The sequence below is a fragment of the Marinobacterium lacunae genome (genome assembly GCF_000705555.1).
In the GTDB taxonomy this organism is placed as follows: Bacteria; Pseudomonadota; Gammaproteobacteria; order Pseudomonadales; family Balneatricaceae; genus Marinobacterium_D; species Marinobacterium_D lacunae.
This window is the reverse complement of the sequence record NZ_JMQN01000040.1, coordinates 81,325-102,922: the sequence shown is the minus strand read 5'-3', so window position 1 is coordinate 102,922 and position 21,598 is coordinate 81,325. Positions and strand designations below refer to the sequence as shown.

General features: G+C 57.0%; 19 protein-coding genes and 1 pseudogene. 17 read left to right on the top strand and 3 right to left on the bottom strand.

Annotated elements, in window-relative coordinates:
* Positions 1-2: 2 nt before the first annotated feature.
* From ADIMK_RS13045 to ADIMK_RS21405, 17 genes are all read left to right on the top strand, one after another.
* Complete coding sequence (locus ADIMK_RS13045) at positions 3-1,364, top strand: DUF1329 domain-containing protein (protein WP_051692931.1); 1,362 nt, start codon at positions 3-5, stop codon at positions 1,362-1,364.
* 351 nt (positions 1,365-1,715) lie between these two features.
* On the top strand, positions 1,716-2,873 hold the full coding sequence (locus ADIMK_RS13040; protein WP_036188907.1) for an alpha/beta hydrolase family protein: 1,158 nt from the start codon (positions 1,716-1,718) through the stop codon (positions 2,871-2,873).
* A gap of 26 nt (positions 2,874-2,899) precedes the next feature.
* The gene (locus ADIMK_RS13035; protein ID WP_036188905.1) at positions 2,900-3,853 is read left to right on the top strand and encodes a VOC family protein; all 954 of its coding nucleotides are present in this window, start codon (positions 2,900-2,902) and stop codon (positions 3,851-3,853) included.
* 172 nt (positions 3,854-4,025) lie between these two features.
* Positions 4,026-5,201: an MFS transporter gene (locus ADIMK_RS13030; RefSeq protein WP_036188902.1), complete on the top strand. Its 1,176-nt coding sequence runs from the start codon at positions 4,026-4,028 to the stop codon at positions 5,199-5,201.
* Positions 5,198-6,289, top strand: coding sequence for a WD40/YVTN/BNR-like repeat-containing protein (locus ADIMK_RS13025; RefSeq protein WP_156042911.1), 1,092 nt, complete (start codon positions 5,198-5,200; stop codon positions 6,287-6,289). Before ADIMK_RS13030 ends, ADIMK_RS13025 begins: the two co-directional genes overlap by 4 nt.
* Positions 6,286-8,742: an efflux RND transporter permease subunit gene (locus tag ADIMK_RS13020; RefSeq protein ID WP_036188896.1), complete on the top strand. Its 2,457-nt coding sequence runs from the start codon at positions 6,286-6,288 to the stop codon at positions 8,740-8,742. Before ADIMK_RS13025 ends, ADIMK_RS13020 begins: the two co-directional genes overlap by 4 nt.
* Before the next feature lies 1 nt (position 8,743).
* Positions 8,744-9,775: a universal stress protein gene (locus ADIMK_RS13015; RefSeq protein ID WP_036188893.1), complete on the top strand. Its 1,032-nt coding sequence runs from the start codon at positions 8,744-8,746 to the stop codon at positions 9,773-9,775.
* Between the two features lie 10 nt (positions 9,776-9,785).
* Complete coding sequence (locus tag ADIMK_RS13010; protein ID WP_036188891.1) at positions 9,786-10,145, top strand: Rieske (2Fe-2S) protein; 360 nt, start codon at positions 9,786-9,788, stop codon at positions 10,143-10,145.
* An 18-nt stretch (positions 10,146-10,163) separates the two neighbouring features.
* Positions 10,164-11,294, top strand: a complete 1,131-nt coding sequence (locus ADIMK_RS13005; RefSeq protein ID WP_036188888.1) for an FAD-dependent oxidoreductase — start codon at positions 10,164-10,166, stop codon at positions 11,292-11,294.
* A gap of 61 nt (positions 11,295-11,355) precedes the next feature.
* Positions 11,356-12,159, top strand: a complete 804-nt coding sequence (locus tag ADIMK_RS13000) for a cyclase family protein (RefSeq protein WP_036188885.1) — start codon at positions 11,356-11,358, stop codon at positions 12,157-12,159.
* A gap of 21 nt (positions 12,160-12,180) precedes the next feature.
* Complete coding sequence (locus ADIMK_RS12995; RefSeq protein ID WP_051692930.1) at positions 12,181-14,013, top strand: arylsulfatase; 1,833 nt, start codon at positions 12,181-12,183, stop codon at positions 14,011-14,013.
* 9 nt (positions 14,014-14,022) lie between these two features.
* A complete protein-coding gene (locus tag ADIMK_RS12990) occupies positions 14,023-15,036 on the top strand; it encodes a formylglycine-generating enzyme family protein (RefSeq protein ID WP_036188882.1) in 1,014 nt (337 codons plus the stop codon).
* Between the two features lie 17 nt (positions 15,037-15,053).
* Positions 15,054-15,638, top strand: coding sequence for a cupin domain-containing protein (locus ADIMK_RS12985; protein ID WP_036188879.1), 585 nt, complete (start codon positions 15,054-15,056; stop codon positions 15,636-15,638).
* Between the two features lie 4 nt (positions 15,639-15,642).
* Entirely contained in the window at positions 15,643-16,422 is a 780-nt protein-coding gene (locus ADIMK_RS12980) for an SDR family NAD(P)-dependent oxidoreductase (RefSeq protein WP_036188876.1), read from the top strand.
* 54 nt (positions 16,423-16,476) lie between these two features.
* Positions 16,477-17,463 carry a fumarylacetoacetate hydrolase family protein gene (locus tag ADIMK_RS12975; RefSeq protein ID WP_036188863.1) on the top strand — a complete coding sequence of 329 codons (987 nt, stop codon included), beginning with the start codon at positions 16,477-16,479 and terminating at the stop codon, positions 17,461-17,463.
* A 10-nt stretch (positions 17,464-17,473) separates the two neighbouring features.
* Positions 17,474-18,454, top strand: a complete 981-nt coding sequence (locus ADIMK_RS12970; protein WP_036188860.1) for an NAD-dependent epimerase/dehydratase family protein — start codon at positions 17,474-17,476, stop codon at positions 18,452-18,454.
* A gap of 58 nt (positions 18,455-18,512) precedes the next feature.
* Positions 18,513-20,168 carry a methyl-accepting chemotaxis protein gene (locus ADIMK_RS21405; protein WP_051692929.1) on the top strand — a complete coding sequence of 552 codons (1,656 nt, stop codon included), beginning with the start codon at positions 18,513-18,515 and terminating at the stop codon, positions 20,166-20,168.
* A 143-nt stretch (positions 20,169-20,311) separates the two neighbouring features.
* Here the strand turns inward: ADIMK_RS21405 and ADIMK_RS22225 are convergent.
* The 3 genes and pseudogenes from ADIMK_RS22225 to ADIMK_RS22215 all read right to left on the bottom strand — a co-directional run.
* Positions 20,312-20,442, bottom strand: a pseudogene (locus ADIMK_RS22225) (transposase); the annotation flags it as partial.
* A 6-nt stretch (positions 20,443-20,448) separates the two neighbouring features.
* Positions 20,449-21,039: a flavin reductase family protein gene (locus ADIMK_RS22220; protein ID WP_231517053.1), complete on the bottom strand. Its 591-nt coding sequence runs from the start codon at positions 21,037-21,039 to the stop codon at positions 20,449-20,451.
* Positions 21,032-21,403, bottom strand: coding sequence for a ferredoxin reductase (locus ADIMK_RS22215; protein ID WP_231517052.1), 372 nt, complete (start codon positions 21,401-21,403; stop codon positions 21,032-21,034). Before ADIMK_RS22215 ends, ADIMK_RS22220 begins: the two co-directional genes overlap by 8 nt.
* Between the last annotated feature and the right edge of the window lie 195 nt (positions 21,404-21,598).

Here is a 21,598-nt window from a genome sequence, read left to right as displayed (position 1 = left end):
TTATGTATAACAAGAATATACAAATCCCTAAGGCCCGGTTGTTCGCTGCTTTACTTGGCTGTGTGTCGATGTCGGCGCTAGCGGGTGTCAGTGCAGAAGAGGCGGCAAACTTAGGTACTGAGCTAACCCCATCGGGAGGCGAGAAGGCGGGTAACGCCGATGGTTCCATTCCCGCCTGGACCGGTGGTTATACGCAGCAGATCCCCGGTGATGAACCGGGTGGACGCCGGGGCGATCCGTTCAAGGATGAGACGCCGCTGTTTACAGTGAGCGCTCAGAACATGGATCAGTACGAAGACAAGCTGACTGATGGGGTAAAGGCGCTGCTGCGCAAATATCCCGATACATACAAACTGAATGTTTATCCCACCCACCGCACGGCAGTCGCTCCGCAATGGGTATACGACAATACGGCCCGGAACGCTGTGAATGCCGAAATGGACGGCTACACCCTGAAAGGTGCGTACGGCGGTATTCCGTTTCCAATCCCCAAGACAGGTCTGGAGGCGATCAATAACCATCTGCTGGCCTGGCGCGGTACCAGCTGGGAGGCTGACCTTAACCAGTACCAGATAACCACGGATGGCAAGGTTGTCCTGACCACTGATGGCCTGATTCGTCAGCGTATGCCCTATTACTTCGAAGAGGGCTCCGCCGATGGTTATGACGGCTACTACTGGGAGGTGAACCTAGTAAACGCCGGCCCCCCCATCCGTGCCGGCGAAATGATTGTCGGACGGACCAACTTGGATGCCGATGAGTCCGCGGCATACGTCTATCTCACCGGACAGCGACGGGTGCGCCGCCTGCCAAGCGCCTGCTGTGATACACCGACACCGGCGACAGCAGGGTTGATGTCGTTCGATGAGTTGAGTGTATTTTCCGGCCGTACCGATGGCTTCGACTGGAAGCTGGTCGGCAAGAAAGAGATGTTGGTGCCGTATAACCAGAATCGTTTCCTCCAGTACAGCGAGGACAACATTATTTCGGGCCATCATCTGAATCCGGAAGCCGTGCGCTGGGAACTCCACCGTGTCTGGGTGGTGGAAGCAACACTGGCTGACGGAAAACGTCATCAGGCTCCGCGAAGCCTCTATTACCTGGATGAGGACACTTGGCAGGCCGTACTGGGTGATCGCTGGGATGGCAAGGGCCAGCTGTGGAAATCGCTTTGGCTGTTCAACTATGTCATGCCTGACTTCCCGGGAACCGTGCAACAGACCTTCGGTTATTACGATCTCCTGTCCGGTGAGGGCTATGTGGCCAACGTCCTGAATGACAAGAAATTCCATCATCGACCCTCTAAGCGCTGGCCAACCTCCACGTTTACAGGCCAGGGGCTGGCAGCCCAAGGAGTTCGATAAACCTGACGCGAACTGATCTGAAACCTGTCGGGATAGTGTGAGCCCTTATACACCTATCCCGAAGATACCGCTGACGAGTGAATCTTCTGCTCCTACCCCCCTCGGGGCAGCTGGATACTCGTGCCTCGAAACCGGAGTTGTGGGCTACAAGCCGGTATCGGGGCGACAGATCGGATCGCCTTTTGCCCCCGGCATCGGCGCTGGAAACTCAGGGACTGGCCGGGGGCTTTTTTTAACAGTGTTGCATTGATTCGCGGAGCCGGTGTCGTTTGGCACAGCCTGGGCACGATCAACGGCCAGGTGTTTGATCGATGGTTCTTCGCCTTGTGAAGGATTTTTATAGGAGAGTGTATGTTCCGTTACTTCCCCACCAATTATGTCTGGAACCTGTCTGTCGATCTGGCTATCGAGATGGGTGCCAAGATGGGCGAAATCGAAGAGATGTGTGCGCCTCTGCAAGAGGCCGCGAAAGCGCCGGATGCAGCGGGTACACAGGCGTTCAGGGAAACCTGGTCACGCATGGCAGATAAGCTCTGCTCACTGGCTGACGAAGACGAGTCCAGGGGGCGGATGATTTCGGCCGGCGACAAATATGTTCGAGCGGCAACCTATTTTCTCACTGCCGAGCGTCTCCAGGCTCATGGTGCGCCGGGACGGCTGGCCCTGTATCAGCGCTTCCTGGAGGTGTTCAACAAAGGGATTGATCTGGCGAAAGAGAACTGCGAACGCGTTGAGATCCCCTACGAGGGCAAACACCTCTCTGCCCTGTATGTAAGGGCCGAGGGTGTAGATGGCCCGGCACCCATTCTGGTCCAGGTCAATGGCCTGGACTCCACCAAAGAGATGAAATACGGCGTTGGCCTGCCGCGCTGGCTGGCAAAACGCGGTGTCTCTTCACTGATCGTCGATCAGCCGGGAACCGGAGAGGCGTTACGTTTGCAGGGCCTGCATGCTCGCTACGACACCGAACATTGGGCGAGCAAAGTCGTGGACTGGCTTGAAACTCGTGCCGATGTCGATCCAAAGCGGATCGGTATGGAGGGTGTTTCTCTGGGAGGCTACTACTGCCCGCGTGCGGTCGCCTTCGAGCCGCGTTTTGCCTGTGGCGTTGTGTGGGGTGCCAATCATGACTGGCGTGATGTGCAGAAAAAGCGCATGGCCAAAGAGGGTGACTTCCCGGTGCCGCACTATTGGAATCATGTCCGCTGGGTTTGGGGTGCCAAGGATATGGACGAGTTCATGGCGATTGCCGAAAACGTCCACCTGGATGGCGTACTGGACCGGATCAAGGTTCCCTTCCTGGTCACCCATGGCGAGAAAGATTCCCAAATTCCGCTGCACTGGGCGCAGCGCACCTATGACCAACTCATCAACAGTCCGAAACGGGAACTGAAAATCTTCACCGAGCGCGAGGGAGGCGTGCAGCACTCCAGCTTTGATAACTCAGCAAACGCGGGTGCTTATATCGCCGACTGGGTAGCCGAAACCCTCGGCGGTCGCACGGCATGAATACATAGGAATCAGGAGAGATAACAATGAAAATTGTAGGTTTGGACGCCGTTGTTTTTGGTGTCGATGATGTGGCCGGTTGCGCCGAGTATCTAACGGATTATGGCTTGATCCCTGTTGCTGCCACCGAGAAAGGTGGTCGCTTCGAGGCGCTGGATGGTACATCCGTCATCATCGCTCACGCCTCTGACGAACGTCTGCCCAAGGCGATGGAAACCGGCAGCATGCTGCGCAAAACCGTCATGGGTGTCGCTGATGAGACAACTTTGAAGGCGATCGCGGATGAGTTGTCCAAAGACCGTGACGTCCGTTACCTGGAGGATGGCTCTATCGAGTCCGTGGATGACTCAGGCTTCGTGCTGGGTTTTCAGGTCACTGTGCGCCGATCCGTGGAAAAGATGGGTGAGCTTGCCAATGTGCCTGGGGCACCCCTACAGCGCGCCGTAAACCAGTTGGGCGTCAACGACGACGCGGGTCAGATCCATCCCCGCACACTCTCGCATATCGTTTACTTCGTTCCGGATGTGGCAAAGGCAGAGGCGTTCTATGTGGAGCGACTCGGGTTCCGTTGTACCGACCGGTTCGAAGGTGTCGGCCCGTTTATCCAGCCGGCAGGAACACTGGATCACCACACTCACTTTCTGATCGGTGCACCGCCCCACATGAAGGGTGTAGAGCACTTCACCTTCCATTTTGGCGGTCCCACCGAGGTGTTGCAGAACGGTTCGCGGTTCGTGGAGAAAGGCTATCAACCCTTCTGGGGGCCGGGTCGCCATATCTTCGGTTCCAACTGGTTCTGGTATTTCAACAGCCCGTTCGGTTGCCATATGGAGATGGACGCCGACATGGACCTGCACGATGCCAACTGGGTACCCCGTGTGTCGAGCCTCGGTGCCGATAGCTCCCAGACCTTCCTGTTGGGTTACCGCAAAAAATGGGCGCCGGGTCCCGATTCGACAGCGAAGGGTGATTACGCCTGACGCAATAGTCCGACCTTAATGATGAAAACCCAACGCGGAGCGCTCCCAGGGGGCGCTCCGGTGACAATAAACATAACAACGGGAGAGGCACGATGCTGTTTGGTTGCCTGAAACTCAGTCGCATTGTGGGCTCGAGCCTCAAGCCGGCGCAAACTGCCGGAGGCGTGCAGTCATGGCTATGAACTTTGGTACGCGTGGTTGCATAGCACTCATGGTGGCCCATTGCGCAGGGATGCTGGATCTGGTTGCACTACCGGTTTGGATCGGCACCTTGATTCAGCATTACGGACTGGACCCTCAACAGAGCGGCAGTCTCGTGACACTGTTCCTGCTGGGCGCGGTGATCGCCAGTGTAACGCTGGCGCCGCGATTCTACCGCCTGCCCACAAAAGCGGTCGCCAGCCTTGGCTTCCTCCTGGTTGGTGTCTGTTTTGCGCTGGTCTCCAGAACTCAAAGCTTTCTGCTAATGGGCATCTTGCATGGAATAGCCGGACTCTGCGTCGGTGCTGCCCTGAGCGTGACCCATGGAACGATCGCCCGGAGCGGGCACCCCCATCGGTTGTTTTCCATTGTCGGTTTCGCGTTGGGCATCTTTTCGGTGATCTTCCTCGGGGCAACGCCCGGTCTGATCGAGGCAAAAGGCGGGGCGGCTCTCTTCGTCGTATTTGCCATCATCATGATGCTGGCGGCTGCTGTATCGGCTTTCACATTCCCGGTTGTTGGGCAATCGCCAAAGAGCGCCGGTCGGACCGAGCATTCATCCGCCCCGAACGCTGAGCGTCTACCTGAAGCCGTTTGGTTCGGCATCCTGGGCATCAGCTTGATGGCGCTGGTTCAAGCGATGACGTTCAGTTTTCTCGAGCGTGTTGGCCATCAACGGGAGTTTGGGATTGAAGCGATCACCGGCGTTTTGGTCGCGCTCGGACTCGTCAATCTGTTCCCGGCGGCGTTGGCAGGGGTGCTGGAGAAGCGGATACCGGCACAGGTTGTGATGGTGGCTGGTCCGGTAGTCCAGGCTATGCTGGCGTTTACTATCGTCAGTTCAACCGCATTCTATGGCTATGCCGCTGCCGCTTCGTTCTTCGCTGCGGTGATGATCTTTACCCACACCTTTGTATTCGGTGCGCTTGCCAGGCTCGACAGATCCGGTCGTGCGATGGCGGCCACTCCCGCCATGTTGATGACCGGCGCTGCCGTGGGTCCGCTGCTGGGGGGGACGCTGGCCAAGAGTTTTGGCTACGAGAGCCTTGGCCTGGCCGCATTGCTATTCGGGACATTGGCAACCCTGAGCTTTCTATTCACCCGTCTGAGCGATAGCAAGGCGCCGGTTAAGGAGGGCGTGGCATGAAATTTCCAACGAGGCTGTGCATGAATCAACCCATCAAGCGGGCACTCAGGACTAGCCTGATCGCAGGCGCGCTAGCGCTTACCGGAATGAATACCTGCCTCTATGCCGCGCCGGTGACCGATGCACTGGATCGACCTGCCGTGGTGACAGAACGCGGTGCCCATTCAGTGCTGCTGGGCGGCGCGATGGCCGGAAAGCGGATCGTAGTGGTTGGCGAGCGGGGATTGATTCTGTTTTCCGATGATAAGGGTATGCATTGGCAGCAGGGCAGAGTTCCTGTCAGTGTCACGCTCACCGCGGTGCGGTTTGCCAACGACACGACAGGCTACGCGATTGGCCATGCCGGAACAGTACTGAAATCGACCGATGCAGGTGAGTCTTGGCAAAAACTGCTGGATGGTAAGCAGGTGGCTCAGATGGCACTTGAACAGGCCAAAGCCGGCGGCGAAGAGACGGCGATCCTGATGGCTGAGCGGCTGGTTGCCGATGGCCCTGACAAGCCGATGCTGGATCTGCTGGTGGACGGGCCTGATGACCTGTCTGTTGTCGGTGCCTATGGGGTCGCATTACGTAGCGAAGATGGCGGTGAGACCTGGCACTCCTGGCAGGATCGTCTGGGTAATGATTTCGGCATGCATCAGTATGCGATTCGCCGTAACGGGGGGCGTGTACTGATAGCCGGAGAGCAAGGGCTGATCCGCTTGTCACTGGATGGCGGGCGTCTGTTCAAAGAGCTCGAACCACCCTACGAGGGTAGCTATTTTGCCGCCGAGCTGCTCGGCAGCGACGAAATCCTTCTGGCTGGGCTACGTGGCAACGTCTGGCACTCCAGCGATAACGGCTCGACCTGGCAACAGCTGGATACCCCCGTCGACGCCTCGATCACCGCTGTGCTGGCGCGGCCTGACGGATCTGTGCTGATGGTTAATCAGGCCGGAATGGTAATGGAGGTGCGTAACGGCGCGCTCGTTCGCTTGCCTGTGCCTCCCATGCCGCCGCTTACCAATATCCTCGCGACCGATACCGGAGAGCTGCTTGCACTTAGCGTGCAGGGCGTTTTCAAGGTCGATCTAGGAGATAAAAAGTGAAGTATACCGCCCCTCCCTCCGTATCCAGTCTGGAGCCGTTCGATCCGAGTTCGGGATCCATTATCGAGCGGCTGCTATTCAATAACCGGCTTCTGGTTGTCCTGCTTTGCGCAGTTATCACGGCGGTTCTGGGATGGCAGGCCTTGAAACTGGAACTCAACGCCAGCTTTGAAAAGACGTTGCCGGGTAGCCAGCCCTATATCCTGAATTACCTTCAGTACCAGAGTGAGCTGACTGGCCTCGGCAATGCCGTGCGAGTGGCGGTGGAAAACCCGGACGGTTCCCTGTACGACGCCGATTATATGGAAACGCTGCGCCAACTCAGCGACGAGCTGTTCCTGTTGCCGGGGGTTGACCGTGTTCAGATGAAATCGTTGTGGACCCCCAGTACCCGCTGGATCGGCGTGACCGAAGAGGGGCTGGAAGGGGGCCCTGTGATCCCGGACGGTTACGATGGTTCTCCGCAGAGTCTGCAACAGCTGGGTGCCAACATCGCCCGCTCGGGGGAGATCGGGCAACTGGTAGCGGTGGACGGTAATTCAAGCATTATCTACCTCCCACTGCTGGATACCGATGCCGATGGCAACTCGCTGGACTATGCAGTCTTTGCCGACAAGCTGGAACAGTTGCGAGGGAAGTATGAAGCCCAGGGTGTTGCGATCCATATTACCGGCTTCGCCAAGCTCATCGGTGACCTGATCGACGGGGTTCGGTCGGTGCTCACATTCTTTGCCATGGCTGTTGTCATCGCTACTGCTACCGTATTCTGGTTTACCCGCTGCGTGCGCTCCACACTGCTGGTTGTGTTTGCCTCGTTGACCGCCGTTATCTGGCAGCTTGGTCTGTTACCGACACTGGGGTATGTGCTGGATCCCTATTCGATCCTGGTGCCATTCCTGGTCTTCGCCATCGGCATGAGCCACGGTGCGCAAAAGATGAACGGCATCATGCAGGATGTAGGGCGCGGCTTTGACAAGCTGGTGGCCGCTCGCTTTACCTTCCGTCGACTGTTTCTTGCAGGGCTGACAGCACTGCTGGCTGACGCGGTCGGTTTCGCTGTGCTGCTGGTGATCGATATCCAGGTGATCCGCGAGCTGGCCATTGCGGCATCGATCGGCGTGGCGGTGCTGATCTTCACCAACCTGATCTTACTTCCGATCCTGCTCTCCTATGTCGGAGTTAGCGATGAGGCAGCCAAACGCAGTATCGCCGGCGAGTCCAGCACTGATAAAACCACCCGCGAACAGGCGCTGTGGAATCTGCTCGACCGCTTCACCGGACGCCGTTGGGCGACGGCGGCTATTCTCGGTGGTGCTGTCCTGGCGGTAGCAGGCTTTGCCGTCAGTACCCAACTGAAGATAGGCGATCTGGATCAGGGCGCGCCCGAGCTGCGCTCGGATAGCCGTTACAACCGTGACGTGGCGTTCATGAACCAGCACTACGGCGCCTCCAGTGATGTCTTGGCGGTGATGATCAAAACCCCGGCGAATGCCTGCTCCCGATACGAGACACTGAACAAGGTCGATGCGCTGGAGTGGCAGTTACGCCAGCTACCCGGTGTTGAGTCCACCAATTCACTATCACTGCTGTCACGGCGAGTCCTGTCGGGACTGAATGAGGGCAATCCGAAATGGTATGAGTTCCTGCCCAATCAAAGCATGCTCAACTACATTACCGCCGGAGCCCCGCGTGGACTTTATAACAACGGCTGCGATCTGCTGACGCTGTATGTCTACCTGAGCGATCACAAGGCGGATACCCTGACTCAAGTCGTCGATTACGTGGAGATGTTTGCCGCGAATAACGATACCGACGATGTGAAGTTCATGCTCGCAGCAGGCAGCGCCGGTATTCAGGCCGCCACCAATATCGCGGTCAAAGAGGCGTGGCGCGACATGCTGTTCCTGGTCTATGGCGCGGTGATCCTGCTCTCCTTCATCACCTTCCGGTCCTGGCGCGCTGTGGTGGTTGCAATACTCCCATTGATGCTGACCTCGGTTCTGGCCGAGGCACTGATGGTGGCGCTCGGCATGGGCGTCAAGGTGGCGACACTGCCGGTCATCGCGTTGGGTGTGGGGATCGGTATCGACTACGCACTCTACATTCTTTCGGTGACTCAGGCGCAACTGCGCCAGGGCGCAACCCTGTCGGAGGCTTATCTGCGGGCGCTGCGGTTCACCGGAAAGGTGGTCATGCTCACCGGCGTGACACTGGCGGTCGGTGTCGTGACCTGGGTTGCCAGTCCAATCAAATTCCAGGCCGATATGGGGTTGCTGCTGGCGTTCATGTTCCTGTGGAACATGCTAGGGGCGTTGGTATTGCTACCGGCCTTGGCTCACTTCCTGATGAAACCCGACAAAGCGGAAGCAAACATCAATGCTGCGCTGGAAACATTGGGACAGAAGCGTACGAAGCCGATCTCCTCAACCTCATCGAACCAGTACGGGAGCTGACATGTACCAGCATCTACTTGTACCCATAGATGGATCGGCGCTTTCCGACGCAATGGTGGAACAAGCGATCACCTTTGCTCGCAGCCTCAATGCACGTGTGACCTTTTTCCATGCCCGTCCCGATTTTGGCGCAAGCTCCGATGGCGCTTTGCTCGAGGCGATGGCGCCGGACGCATTTTCCGTGGCGGCCAGGGGGAACTCGAACGGGATTACCTCCAGAGCCGAGGCTGCCTCCTTTGCCGCAGGAGTTTCGGCCTCATCACTTATCAAAACCAGTGATCATCCCGAACGGACAATTCTCGCTGCGGCCAAGGAGTTGGGTTGCGACCTGATTTTCATGGCGTCACATGGCCACCGAGGGTTGAAGGGGGTATTACACGGATCTGTCACGCGCAAGGTACTACAGGACACCACCTTGCCCGTGCTGGTGGCGCAGGTCGAAAGCAATCTGCGAGCGGACGACGAGACGCGCGCGATCGCGGTTATAAAAAGAGAGCATCGTTCGTTGGCCGCGGTCATTCGCGGGCTCCAGCATCTGATCGCCGAAGCCCATCGAGTTGAGGCCCATCCGGACTTCGCATTGCTGGATGCGATGCTCCTCTATATCGAACGTTTTCCCGAGACCCTGCATCACCCCAAAGAGGATCGTTATCTTTTCGCCGCTCTGCGTGAGCGCACAGAGGTGTGCGATGCCGTGCTGGAGGAGCTGGAGCATCAACATAAGCTCGGTGCGAGCTACTTATCGGATATCCACGCGGCTCTGAATCTGTGCAAGTCCGGCATCAATGGATCTATCGCTCGACTGTCCGTTGAAGTGGAGAAGTTTGCTCAGATGCAGTGGCAGCACATGAAGAGCGAAGAGGAGCAGGTGTTGCCGGCTGCACGGCAATACCTGTTGCCTTCGGACTGGGCGGCGATGGCGCAAGCCTTTGAAGCCAATAAGGATCCTCGCTTCGACGCCGATACCGATGCCGCGTTCAAGCAACTTTTTAGCCGCCTGATGAACCTGGCGGAAAGCGCAGCGCAGGGATAAGGGGGAGAGGATGGAGACCCTGACCAGGCTGATCCCGTTGTGTCGATCCGAGGATGTGCCTGAAGGCGAATCTCGCGGTTTCGATCCGCATGGAGAGGGGAGGGATTCTGTGTTTCTGGTTCGCAGCGACGGGCGGCTTTATGGCTGGCTGAACGCTTGCCCCCATGTGGCCGGAGCCCCCATGGCATGGCGCAAAGATCGGTATCTGAACAGTCAAGGCACGCATATCACCTGCTATGCACATGGTGCGCTGTTCGAGATAGCTACAGGGGTGTGCATACAGGGCCCCTGTCCGGGTAAACGGCTTCAAGAACTGACGGTACACGAAGATACAGAGGGCACCGTGATGTTCGAGTCACGGTGTAGCTGAAATATAAGGAGAAAAAACATGACGGCGGTTAATAAAGTACTTGTGATTGGCGGCGGGTTTTCCGGGATGTCTGCGGCGATAGAGCTGAGAAAAGGCGGGATAGAGGTCGATTTGGTCGAGATCGATCCTGATTGGTGTCCGCTCGGTGCCGGTATCACGATCAACGGCGCCACACTGCGGGCGCTGGAATCGCTCGGGCTATACCAGCGTTTCCTGGATGAAGGCTTCGTCTCCGACGGTGTCGATATCTGTATGGCCGATGGTAAACACTTTGCCACACTGCCGACACCGAAACCGGTCGGTTCGGATGTGTCAGGTGGCGGTGGCATTATGCGCCCGGCCCTGGCGCGTATGCTGGCGGATGCCACCCGTGGCGCCGGCGTTTCGGTGCGGTTGGGATGCACCTTCGAAAAGGTCGAATTGGCCGATGATTCCGTGTCGGTCAGTTTTACCGATGGTACCCAGGGTCGCTACGATCTGGTCATAGGGGCCGACGGTGTGCACTCCAAACTACGGGCGGAATTTTTCCCGGAAGTGAAGGAGCCCGAGTATATCGGTCAGGGCGTCTGGCGCGCCGTGATGCCGCGTCCAGAGGGATTGGAGCGTCCCCGCATGTGGCTTGGGAAACACCTCAAACTGGGTATCAACCCGGTCTCTAAAACCCATATGTACATGTTTATCACCGAGGACCGCCCGACCAAGGAGCATATCGATCCCGAAACCTGGCCTCAGGTATTCAGCGATCTGATGACCCACTTTGACGACCCCATGGTGAGGTCGCTCATCCCTCATGCACTGAAGCAAGAGGCCAATATCGATTATCGCCCGCTGGCCAACCTGCTCGTACCCCAACCCTGGAACCGCGGCCGCCTGGTCATGATCGGCGATACCGTCGCCGCGACCACTCCGCATCTGGCATCGGGTGCCGGTATCGGTATCGAGAGCGGCATCGTGCTCGCCCAGGAACTGGCCGCCAATGATGATCTTCAGACAGCGCTGGATAACTTCCATGCCCGCCGCTGGGAGCGTTGCCGAATGGTGGTGAAGAACTCCGAGCGTTTGTGTTTGATCGAGATTGCCGGCGGCGATAAGGCGGAGCACGCCCAGATCATGCGTGAGTCGAAGGAGGCTCTGACTCAGCCGATCTGATAGCCGGGCGCCTGATTCTTCGAACGGGCGCCTTATCCACTTCCGGTTCAGGACCTAACTGATGATTACGAAAGCCAAGCGGCGCTTTGTAGACCTGTCGATCTACCTCGAAAACGATGTGCTGTCGGACCCGCCTCCGCTGGCGCCGAAAATTACCTATCAGACCCATCAGGATACGTTACCCGAGTTCATGGCGATGATCCCGGGTACCGAAGCGGCTGATTACCCCGACGGTGAGGCGGCTGCCGCCGAGTGGGTCACCTGTACCACCCATAACGGCACCCACCTGGATGCGCCATACCATTTTCACTCCACCCAGGATGCGGCGCTGGGTGAGCGCAAGCCGTCGATGACCATAGATCAGGTGCCGTTGGCGTGGTGTTTCCAGCCCGGTGTAAAACTGGATTTCCGCCATTTCCCGGATGGTTATGTAGCCACGGCAGCTGACGTTGAGGCGGAGCTGAAACGGATCGGTTACGAGTTACAGCCGCTGGATATCGTGTTGGTCAATACGCGTGCCGGTAGCCGATACGGATACTCGGATTATGTGTCCGCCGGCTGTGGTATGGGGTATGAAGCGACCATGTATCTGCTTCAGCGTGGTGTCCGTCTCACCGGTACCGATGCCTGGAGTTGGGACGCGCCATTCTCCTATACAGCGGAAAAGATCGCCCAGACGGGAGACAAAAGCCTGATCTGGGAAGGGCATAAGGCCGGCCGGGATATCGGTTACTGCCACCTGGAAAAACTCCACAACCTGGAGGCATTACCCGATTCGGGATTCATGATTAGCTGTTTTCCGCACAAGATTCGCGGAGCGTCGGCAGGCTGGACCCGCGCAGTAGCGATCTTCGAGAACGAATAACAACAAGAGCCCCTATCAAGCATGACGAACATAGCGATATTTAGATCCACTAGACGCCTTATCGCGCCGCTGGCGCTATCGGGCTGTACTCTGTTTGCCGCCGTCGCCGGCGCGGATCAGTCAAATGTGGCCGACAGTCGTCCCAACATTCTGGTAATCGTGGCGGATGACCTTGGATACTCTGACCTGAGTGCCTTCGGTAGCGAGATCCAGACCCCTAATATCGATGCACTGGCCAGTAGTGGCCGTATTCTGACCAACTTCCATACGGCTGCGGTGTGTTCGCCGACCCGGGCCAGTCTGTTGTCCGGCGTGGATCACCACTTGGCCGGGCTGGGTAATATGGCTGAAGTCGTGGGGCTGAATATCGTCCAGAACAAACCGTTCAATGCGCCTTGGGGCCGTTCCAACACGTACGACTTCGATAACATCCCTGAGGGGTATCAAGGCTATTTGAGCCCCAAAGCGTTATCAATGGCGGAGTTACTGCGCGATGGTGGCTATCACACCTACATGGTGGGTAAATGGCATCTTGCTTATGAGACCACAGCGCCCACTGATGAGCGCAAAAGCTGGTTCAAGATCAAGCCGGAAGCGCTGCCTTACGCCCGTGGCTTCGAGCAGTCGTTTTCGCTGATAAATGGCGGTGCTGCACATTTCGCTCCCGCGAATCCTCCTACACCGCTCGATTTGGTCATGTACGCGGAAAATGAGCGCGTCTTTCCGTCAAAGCAGCTCCCGGCAAATTTCTTTTCGACCGAAGCCTACACCGACAAGTTGATCGGCTACATCGACGCCAATCGAAATGATGGCAAACCGTTCTTTGCCTACGCCGCATACACCGCTCCGCACTGGCCGTTACAAGCACCGGCCGAAGATATTGCCCAACACAAGGGCGAGTATGACGCCGGATATGCAGCAATCAGAGAGGCGCGAGTGGCACGGATGAAGGCGCTCGGCCTTATTCCCCAGGCAATGCAGCCCAGTGCGGGTGTGCCAGGGCCGTCGGAAGGGGGCACAGGTCCGAAACGCTGGCACGAACTCAGCGATGAGGAAAAATCCAAAGAGGCGCGGTTGATGGAAATCTACGCCGCCATGGTCACCAATCTGGATCGGCATGTCGGGCGCCTGATCGATCATCTGAAGCAGATCGGCGAATATGACAATACCTTGATCATGTTCATGTCCGATAACGGTGCCGAAGGTGCGGATGCCTTCATTCTGCCGATTCCGGGAACCCAAGTGGATAACAGTTTCGACAACCTCGGGCACCCGGGTTCCGCGGTGGCGTACGGTGCCCGCTGGGCCGAAGTCAGTGCCGCCCCGTTCCGCCTGTTCAAAGGCTTCACCGGCGCGGAGGGCGGTACCTCTGCTCCTCTTATTGTACGGCTTCCGCAGCAGGAGAGCGGCCGGCCCACCAGCGATGCACGACTGCACGTTACCGATATTCTGCCCACACTGCTGGATATCGCAGGTATCGCGAACCCGGGCAGCGTGTACAACGGCCGCACCGTGCATCCCATCGAAGGAGTTTCGCTGTTGTCCGCGCTGCGTCAGCCGGAAGCGTTTGCGGCGGTTCGGTCGAAGGACGACGTGATTGCCGATGAGCTTATGGGCGCCAGCTACGTGGTTAAGGGACCCTGGAAACTCAGTCAGCAGCCCTCGCTGGAACTGCGTCCAGTAATGCGCGATGAGGTGCCCTTCAAACTGTTCAATATCGAACAGGATCGCGGCGAGACAACCGATCTGTCCCGGCAATATCCCGATACCCTGTCTGAATTGCTGAAGGAACGGGGTGCTTATATCGACAGGGCGGGCGTTGTTGAGCAAGCCCAATCCTACAGTGGGCGGTGAGGTCATGTCATGACCAAGGGCTATTGGACAACCGGCATTTTGGCTGCACTCAGTGTGGCGACGGGTTTTCTGATCAGCGATGGCGTAATGGGTAACGTGTCGGCGGGGGGCTCACACTCCTCGGACACAGTGCTCAGTTGTGATGCTGTTGACGGTGTGCCCGAGGGGTTCGGCAAGGATCCTCATGCCGGTATGAAGAGGATACCAGCAGGGGTATTCACGCCCGGTACCCATAGTGGTTACCCGGATGAACAGCCTGCGGGGGCGGTTCAGGTTGATGCGTTCTGGATCGATCGCACTGAAGTGACCAATGCTCAGTTTGCCGCATTCGTGAGTGCTACAGGCTATGTGACCGAAGCCGAGCGCGACGGGGGCGCCGTGGTATTCAGAGCTCCGCCACAGGACAAGCCGCTTGAGTACAACGGTTGGTGGCACTACCGCGAGGGTGCAGATTGGCGTCACCCCGAGGGGCCTGACAGTGATCTTGAGGGCCGCAAGAATCATCCGGTCGTCAACGTCACCCTGGCAGATGCCAAGGCGTACGCGGACTGGCTTGGCAGGACGTTACCGACCGAATCCCAGTGGGAGTGGGCGGCGCTGGGTGGCGGTGATCCGGAGTTGCTTGAACGAGAGCCTAAAGACGCAGCCGGCCAGGTCACCGCGAACTACTGGCAGGGCGTTTTCCCCTTCATGAATACCGAAGATGACGGTTTTGTCAGCCGCGCACCGGTAGGCTGCTTTCCCGCCAACGGTTATGGCCTGTACGACATGATCGGCAATGTCTGGGAGTGGACCGTAGATCCCTACAGGGGGCCACGTCAGGAGCATGGCCTTGGTCAGCCGGAGGCTCTGATTGCCGGACCCGAGCAGGATCTGGATCCCCGCGTGATCAAGGGCGGCTCCTTTCTCTGTGCAACCGATTTCTGCGTCCGTTACCGGGCCGCGGCCCGCCATCCCCAGGATGCTGATCTGGGGGTTACCCATCTGGGTTTCAGAACCGTTTTAGCGAGTACTGAGAATTGAAACCAGGAGTAGATGTAATGAGCTTTCCAGAGATACACCGTGTAGTGACCGGCCATGACAGCGAAGGCAGGGCGATCATTACCAGTAACGGGCCTTTGCCGAAAGTGGTCGAAATAGAGGCGATTCCAGGGACTGTTTTCCACGAGGTCTGGAGTACCGAATCGACGCCGGTCATTATCGATAACGGTGCCGATCCCACGCTGGGTGATCTTATGCTGCCGCCGCCCAAACAGGGTACCCGTATCCGTTTTGTCGATATCCCGCCCGATACGGAAGAGTTCCTGGCGCATGGGGCGGACAACATGAAAGGTGCCTTTTCACAGATCGGTGATGAAAAGGCATCCACCGTGAAAGCGGATTCTCCCCATCCGCTGATGCATCGCACCGAATCGGTAGATTACGGCGTAGTGATCGAAGGTGAAATGACGTTGGTGCTGGACGATTCCGACGTGCTGCTTCGTGAAGGTAGCGTTGTGGTCCAGCGCGGAACCAATCATGCCTGGGCGAACCGTTCCGGCAAGATGTGTCGCATGTTGTTCATCCTCATTGATGGCGAGTATGAGCCGGCGCTGGCATCGGCGCTGGCGGCACGCGGGGCCTAACGCTATGGAACGGAGCAATCTGTTCAGCCTTGCAGGCAAGGTCGCGCTGATAACCGGTGCCACCGGAGGCCTCGGTAGCGCAATCGTTTCCGCCATGGCGGAGGCCGGAGCCAGCCTGCTTGTATCCGACCATGACCTGGAGCGTTGTAACGCAACTGTAGAGCGCCTGCAGCAAGCGGGTTACCCGGCAGCTGCGCTGTCTTGCGATCTGTCTGATCCGGACAGTACACGTGCACTGGCGAGCCGGGCCGAAGCGGTCTGGGGGCGAGTCGATATTCTGGTCTGTAACGCCGGCGTTCAGGGGCCGGCAGGCCCGTTGGGCGAAACCACATCAGCGGACTGGGATCAGGTCATGGGGATCAATCTTCGAAGTGCACTGCTACTGACCTCCGCCGTAGTGCCTGGAATGGCGAGCCGAGGCGGCGGTTCGGTGATCCTGATGTCGAGCATCGCCGGTTTACGCGGCAACAAGGCGATTGGACTCTATGGCCTGGCCAAGGCAGGGCTCGCGCAGTTGGCCCGTAATTTGGCGGTGGAATGGGGGCCCAACAATATCCGCGTCAATGCCATCTCCCCAGGCCTTATTCGAACGCCTTTGGCCGCTGAGCTGCTTGAAAACGCCAGCTTCATGGAACGCCGTCTCGCGATGACGCCGCTTCGTCGTGTTGGTGAGCCACATGAGATAGCGGGCGTCGGAGTGATGTTGGCCAGCGCCGCCGGCGCATTCATTACCGGACAAAATCTGGTGGTCGACGGCGGCACGCTGATCAGTGATGGCGGCTAATTGGGACACTCTACCGAAATCTGTTTTCCCGTTAATGACTAGGGACCAATAAAAATGAAACTAGCGACTTTGAAAAACGGCGACCTGGACGGACGCTTGATTGTGGTATCGACCGATCTTCGCCATGCCGTGGATGCAAGCCCGATCGCACCGACATTGCTGCTAGCGTTGCAGCAATGGCGCGAGGTGGAAGCACCACTCAATACGCTTTACCAACGGCTCAATCGGGGCGAGCTTTCCAACGCATTTGCGTTTGATCCCGGCCAGTGTGGTGCGCCGTTGCCGCGCAGCCCTCAGTGGCTGGATGCCTCCGCGTTCCTGAACCATGGACACCTGATGGAACGTGCGTTCAATACCGATCCTATCCCGGACTTCGACACGATCCCGGTGATGTATCAGGGCGCAAGCGACGATTTCTATGGCCCCCATGACGACATACCGATGCCCAGCGAACTGGACGGCATCGACTTTGAGGGTGAGTTCGGCGTCGTACTCGACTCGGTGCCGATGTCAGTGACATCCGAGGGAGCCCTTAAGCGCGTGCGCCTGCTGGTCCAGATCAATGATTGGAGCTTGCGTGCGCTGGGACCCCGTGAAATGAAGACCGGATTCGGCTTTCTCCAGGCCAAACCTTCGAGCAGCTTTGCACCGGTAGCGGTTACACCCGACGAACTGGGCGACGCCTGGGCGGATGGTCGGGTGAAGCTGAGTCTTCACGTGGAGTGGAACGGCGAGCGTTTCGGGTCACCCAATGGTAGGGAGATGAATTTCTCGTTCGGTGAGTTGATCGCCCATGCGGCCAGAACACGAAAACTCAGCGCCGGCACCGTGCTGGGGTCCGGCACCGTATCCAATGAATCCCGAGCTGCAGGCTCTGCGTGTATCGCGGAACGCAGAGTTATAGAGAAGCTCGACCTGGGTGAAATTCGTACGGGATTTATGAAGTTTGGTGATTCTGTGCGCATGCAGGCGAAATTCGACGATGGTCGGGATGGTCCCTTTGGCGTGATCGATCAGCGTGTCGTTAAAGCCAACGGATAGGAGGTGGCGAATGCATGTGGTCATCACGGGTGCCAACGGTTTCGTCGGACAGGCCTTGGCGCGAGAGATCCAACAATGTCGCAGGTTAGGTGAGCGCTCCGTAACGAGGTTGACGCTATTGGATCTCAACTTTGAGGATATGGCACCCGTACCCGATTTCGTTTACCGGCATGCAGGTGACCTTGCCGACGACGCCTGGGTTCGATCGGTGCTGGCAAACTCTCCGATAGATGTCATGTTTCATCTCGCCAGTGTTCCCGGCGGTACGGCGGAAAAGCATTATGCTTTGGCGCGTGCAGTGAATCTCAATGCGACGCTGACGCTGCTGGAACTTTGCAAGGAACAGGCAGAATCCGGCTCCAATGCGGCCAAATTCGTATTTGCGAGCAGCATTGCCGTATTCGGTGAGTTTCCTTCACAGGTAACCGATGAAACACCGCTTCGTCCACAGATGACCTACGGCGCGCAGAAAGTGATTGGCGAGGTGTTGGTGGAAGACTTCAGTCGTCGGGGCTGGGTCGATGGCTGCTCGCTCCGCTTGCCCGGGGTGCTGGCGAGACCGGCCGGGCCTGCGGGACAACTATCGGCGTTTATGAGCGATATCATTCGTGAGTTATCGGCCGGTCGTCCTTTTGTCTGTCCGACATCACCGGGAGCCACGACCTGGGCGTCCTCTTTACCCTGTGTGGTCGAGAACCTGTTACATGCTGCAGTTGCCGGCTTAAATGGAGCAGCGGGTCCGCGCACTTTTACGCTGCCGACGCTGCGCTTTTCCATGGCCGAACTGGTTGATGCGATTTCCGAAGAATACGGCGTAGATGCTCAGCCCTTGGTGACCTGGCAACCGGTGGAACTCATCGAAAAACTGTTTGGCGGTTATCCTCCTTTGGAAACGCCATCGGCGGATGCGGCCGGGTTCGTTCATGACGGTGACCTCAACGCGTTGGTATCACGTGCGTTGGCAGCAAGTACGAGTGCAAATAGCCCTTGATCGTCGTTGCCGATTACCCAACACCCAACACAATAATAATGAAGGTGGAACTAGAATCATGAAATTCCTCGGCCGCTACTCGATTGGCACAAAGTTGCTTGTCACACCTGCTCTCGTAACCGCGTTGCTTATATTGGTCGCGGCCGCAGCCTACTACGGTCTCAAAACCCAGAATGGTGCCTTAAAAAGCATTTATGAAACACGTATACAGCGCTTGCTGACAACCACCTCCGGTATTAACGATGTGCGCTCGATCAATGAAGATCTTTTTTTGTTGCGGGCAGACTTTCAAAGTGCATTTGAAGCTGGAGAAACTTCTTTCGACTATTTGCAGGCGGATGTCGATGCGATAAGGCAGGGCATTTTGATGGCTAGAGAGGCGTTCCAGGCCGCCTCTCAAGAGCCGGGCATTAGTGAAGACGAGCAAGTGGCTTATAACGATATGCTAACGGCGTTGAGCGGGTATGGCGATTCGTTGGAACCCTTTTTTGAGATGGTCGTCGGAGGATCGACGCCCAGGGGCGATGGCCAGTTCACGATGGTATGGAGCTGGTTCGGTAACTTCCTTAGCGCTGCCCGGAGACTTAATGAGATTCAAGAGCGCTATAGCGGGGAGGATTACGAGGCCGCCATACATCTTGCGGACCAAGCCATTACGCTTTTGGCCGGCGCGGTGTGTCTGGCAGTTGTGCTCTCCCTAGCCTGCGCCATCGCTATACGTGCACAGATTGTCGGAGCGGTAAACGCGATCCGTACGGCGGCACACCAGATGCAGTCCGGCGACCTGACCCATCGCGTATCGGTTATCGGTCGGGATGAAGTCGCGCAGAGTGGACACGCGTTCAATCAGTTGGTCGATGGTTTTCAGGCCCTTGTTAAAACCGTGCTCGGTGGGGCCCAAGAGCTTGCCGCCTCGGCCCAAAGCCTTACCGTTGATGCTCACGAAGCCACGCGAGGTGCTGCTCAGCAATCGGAAGCGACTGAAACGGTAGCCGCGACCATGGAGCAGATGAGTAGCAGCATCATCTCTATATCCAATGGTACGGAGCAGGTGCGCGAGAGCGCCGCGAAAAGCTTGCAGGCCACCCTGGCTGGAAGAGAAGCCTTGGAAAAAATGAACGTGGAAGCTGAAGGTGTTCAACGCTCATTTGGGGAGATTCAAGCGTCCGTTGAAGACTTTCTACAAAGAACAGCTGCGATATCGGATCTGACCCGCCAAGTGAAAGAGATTGCCGAGCAGACCAACTTACTCGCGCTGAATGCTGCAATAGAGGCCGCCCGCGCCGGCGAACTGGGTCGAGGTTTTGCGGTTGTAGCAGATGAAGTTCGCAAGCTGGCCGAGCACTCGAGCACCTCTGCCGGCAATATTGAGGAGGTAACGGCGGCGCTGGATGGTCGCTCGAAAGCTGTTTACACATCCTTGCAGTCGGGCCATCGTTCGTTATCCTCGACCCTCGATCAGCTTGATGTGCTGTATCAGACCATGGTGACAGCGGGGGATGCGGTGGAGATTACGACCCGTGAGATCGATGGTATAGCCGCGGCAGTCAAGGAGCAGAGCGAGGGGGGGACGCACATCGCGAGGAAGGTGGATGATATTGCGAAGATGGTGGAGAAGAATGCCGGTTTAGTCGTCGATACAGCCAGTGCAGCGGTTCGGTTGGAACAGTTGGCGGCGAACCTCGAAACCTCCGTTGTCCATTTCCGTATTTAAACCTGCCGTGTGCGACGGACGCTAAGATCTGTAATGGTCAAGTCTTTTAGGCCACCGTCTTTTGAGCATTCCAATAAGCCCACTGTGTCAGGATTGATGGTCCCCTTTGTTACACTCTCTTAATCATCCAGGGGGGGATTTTACCAGGCGCCGACCTCATTTATCACCGCATGGGGCACCTGCGAGATAAACGTGGTGGATACCTACCGTAGGCATCCGGAAAGTGCGCCTGGATATCGCGGGTAGTCATGTCGCTGACATAGAGCGAAATGATGTGATATTAGAGTTCTAACACCAGGCGTTGTGATATCGCCCTAGAGCAACATGGGGTGAACTGATCATTGCGTGCCCGCTCGGCAGTGGTTAGGACGCTATCGCGGTGATCTGGCACGCCTTCCAGGACACGAGTCAGACAAGTACCGCAGACACCTTGCTCACAAGACATTGGCAGTTCTATTCCTTCCTCCAGCAGAACTTCGGCAACTGACTTGTCCTCTGGTATCGTCAAGCAACGCCCACTGCTAGCTAGTTGTATTTCGAAGCCTCTGTTGTTGCTCTGTGACTCTAGTTTGGCAGCGAAATATTCTCGATGCAGACTTTTCTCCGGCCATCCGGCATTTCTTGCTTCTGCCAGAATAAAGTCCATAAATCCTGTGGGCCCACAAACGTAAAGGTGGTCCCCCTCGGAATAATCCGAGAGTGCTTCGCGGACATTCAACTTAACGCCATCATTAGCATCATCGAAATATAAGTTAACATTTTGAGAATAATTTGATGACTGGATACGATCAATGAATGCGGTTCTCGATTGCGAACGGCTACAATAATACATTGTAAACTCGGCTTTAGCTTGGGCGAGTTGTTCAGCCATAGAGAGAATTGGAGTGACTCCTATCCCCCCCTGCAAAAAGCAATGAGCGCTTAGCAGTGTTTTCTAGCATGAACAGGTTTCGCGGTTCGCTGACTTTTAGTATATCGCCCTCTTCGACCTCTAAATGCATAGCTTGTGAGCCACCTCGAGACGATGGATCGAGAAGTACTGCAATTTCATACCTATGATTCTCGTCCGGATGGTTACATAGCGAGTATTGACGAACTAGGCCATTCGGAGTTTGGACGTCAATATGAGCCCCTGCACTGAAAGAGGGTAATGTTCCATCCTGCACAGGAGCTAAAACGAAGCTGTAAACCCATTCAGCTTCGCGGCGTTTGTGAATAACCTTCACTTCAATCATGGGTTGGTTTCCTCATTGGATTCTGCTGGTAATTTCGGAGCTTTAGAAAGGTTGAAATGCTTACAGGGGGCTCAGTTATATCGGAGTTTCCGAAATAGTTTGATGACTGTAAGCGTCGGGCGATAACAACAGGCATATATGAGCCCAGCAGTCTATTTAGACACTGGCAATCATCGGAAGACCCCATGGATCCCC

Excerpts from the sequence above, each read along its gene's own strand:
- ADIMK_RS13000 (WP_036188885.1), top strand. The coding sequence starts at position 11,356 with ATGATTACGAAAGCCAAGCGGCGCTTTGTAGACCTGTCGATCTACCTC.
- ADIMK_RS12970 (WP_036188860.1), top strand. The coding sequence starts at position 17,474 with ATGCATGTGGTCATCACGGGTGCCAACGGTTTCGTCGGACAGGCCTTG.
- ADIMK_RS13045 (WP_051692931.1), top strand. The coding sequence starts at position 3 with ATGTATAACAAGAATATACAAATCCCTAAGGCCCGGTTGTTCGCTGCT.
- ADIMK_RS13005 (WP_036188888.1), top strand. The coding sequence starts at position 10,164 with ATGACGGCGGTTAATAAAGTACTTGTGATTGGCGGCGGGTTTTCCGGG.
- ADIMK_RS13040 (WP_036188907.1), top strand. The coding sequence starts at position 1,716 with ATGTTCCGTTACTTCCCCACCAATTATGTCTGGAACCTGTCTGTCGAT.
- ADIMK_RS22215 (WP_231517052.1), bottom strand. The coding sequence starts at position 21,403 with ATGATTGAAGTGAAGGTTATTCACAAACGCCGCGAAGCTGAATGGGTT.
- ADIMK_RS12985 (WP_036188879.1), top strand. The coding sequence starts at position 15,054 with ATGAGCTTTCCAGAGATACACCGTGTAGTGACCGGCCATGACAGCGAA.
- ADIMK_RS22220 (WP_231517053.1), bottom strand. The coding sequence starts at position 21,039 with ATGGCTGAACAACTCGCCCAAGCTAAAGCCGAGTTTACAATGTATTAT.
- ADIMK_RS13025 (WP_156042911.1), top strand. The coding sequence starts at position 5,198 with ATGAAATTTCCAACGAGGCTGTGCATGAATCAACCCATCAAGCGGGCA.
- ADIMK_RS13010 (WP_036188891.1), top strand. The coding sequence starts at position 9,786 with ATGGAGACCCTGACCAGGCTGATCCCGTTGTGTCGATCCGAGGATGTG.
- ADIMK_RS13015 (WP_036188893.1), top strand. The coding sequence starts at position 8,744 with ATGTACCAGCATCTACTTGTACCCATAGATGGATCGGCGCTTTCCGAC.
- ADIMK_RS12980 (WP_036188876.1), top strand. The coding sequence starts at position 15,643 with ATGGAACGGAGCAATCTGTTCAGCCTTGCAGGCAAGGTCGCGCTGATA.
- ADIMK_RS13035 (WP_036188905.1), top strand. The coding sequence starts at position 2,900 with ATGAAAATTGTAGGTTTGGACGCCGTTGTTTTTGGTGTCGATGATGTG.
- ADIMK_RS12990 (WP_036188882.1), top strand. The coding sequence starts at position 14,023 with ATGACCAAGGGCTATTGGACAACCGGCATTTTGGCTGCACTCAGTGTG.
- ADIMK_RS12975 (WP_036188863.1), top strand. The coding sequence starts at position 16,477 with ATGAAACTAGCGACTTTGAAAAACGGCGACCTGGACGGACGCTTGATT.
- ADIMK_RS12995 (WP_051692930.1), top strand. The coding sequence starts at position 12,181 with ATGACGAACATAGCGATATTTAGATCCACTAGACGCCTTATCGCGCCG.
- ADIMK_RS13030 (WP_036188902.1), top strand. The coding sequence starts at position 4,026 with ATGGCTATGAACTTTGGTACGCGTGGTTGCATAGCACTCATGGTGGCC.
- ADIMK_RS21405 (WP_051692929.1), top strand. The coding sequence starts at position 18,513 with ATGAAATTCCTCGGCCGCTACTCGATTGGCACAAAGTTGCTTGTCACA.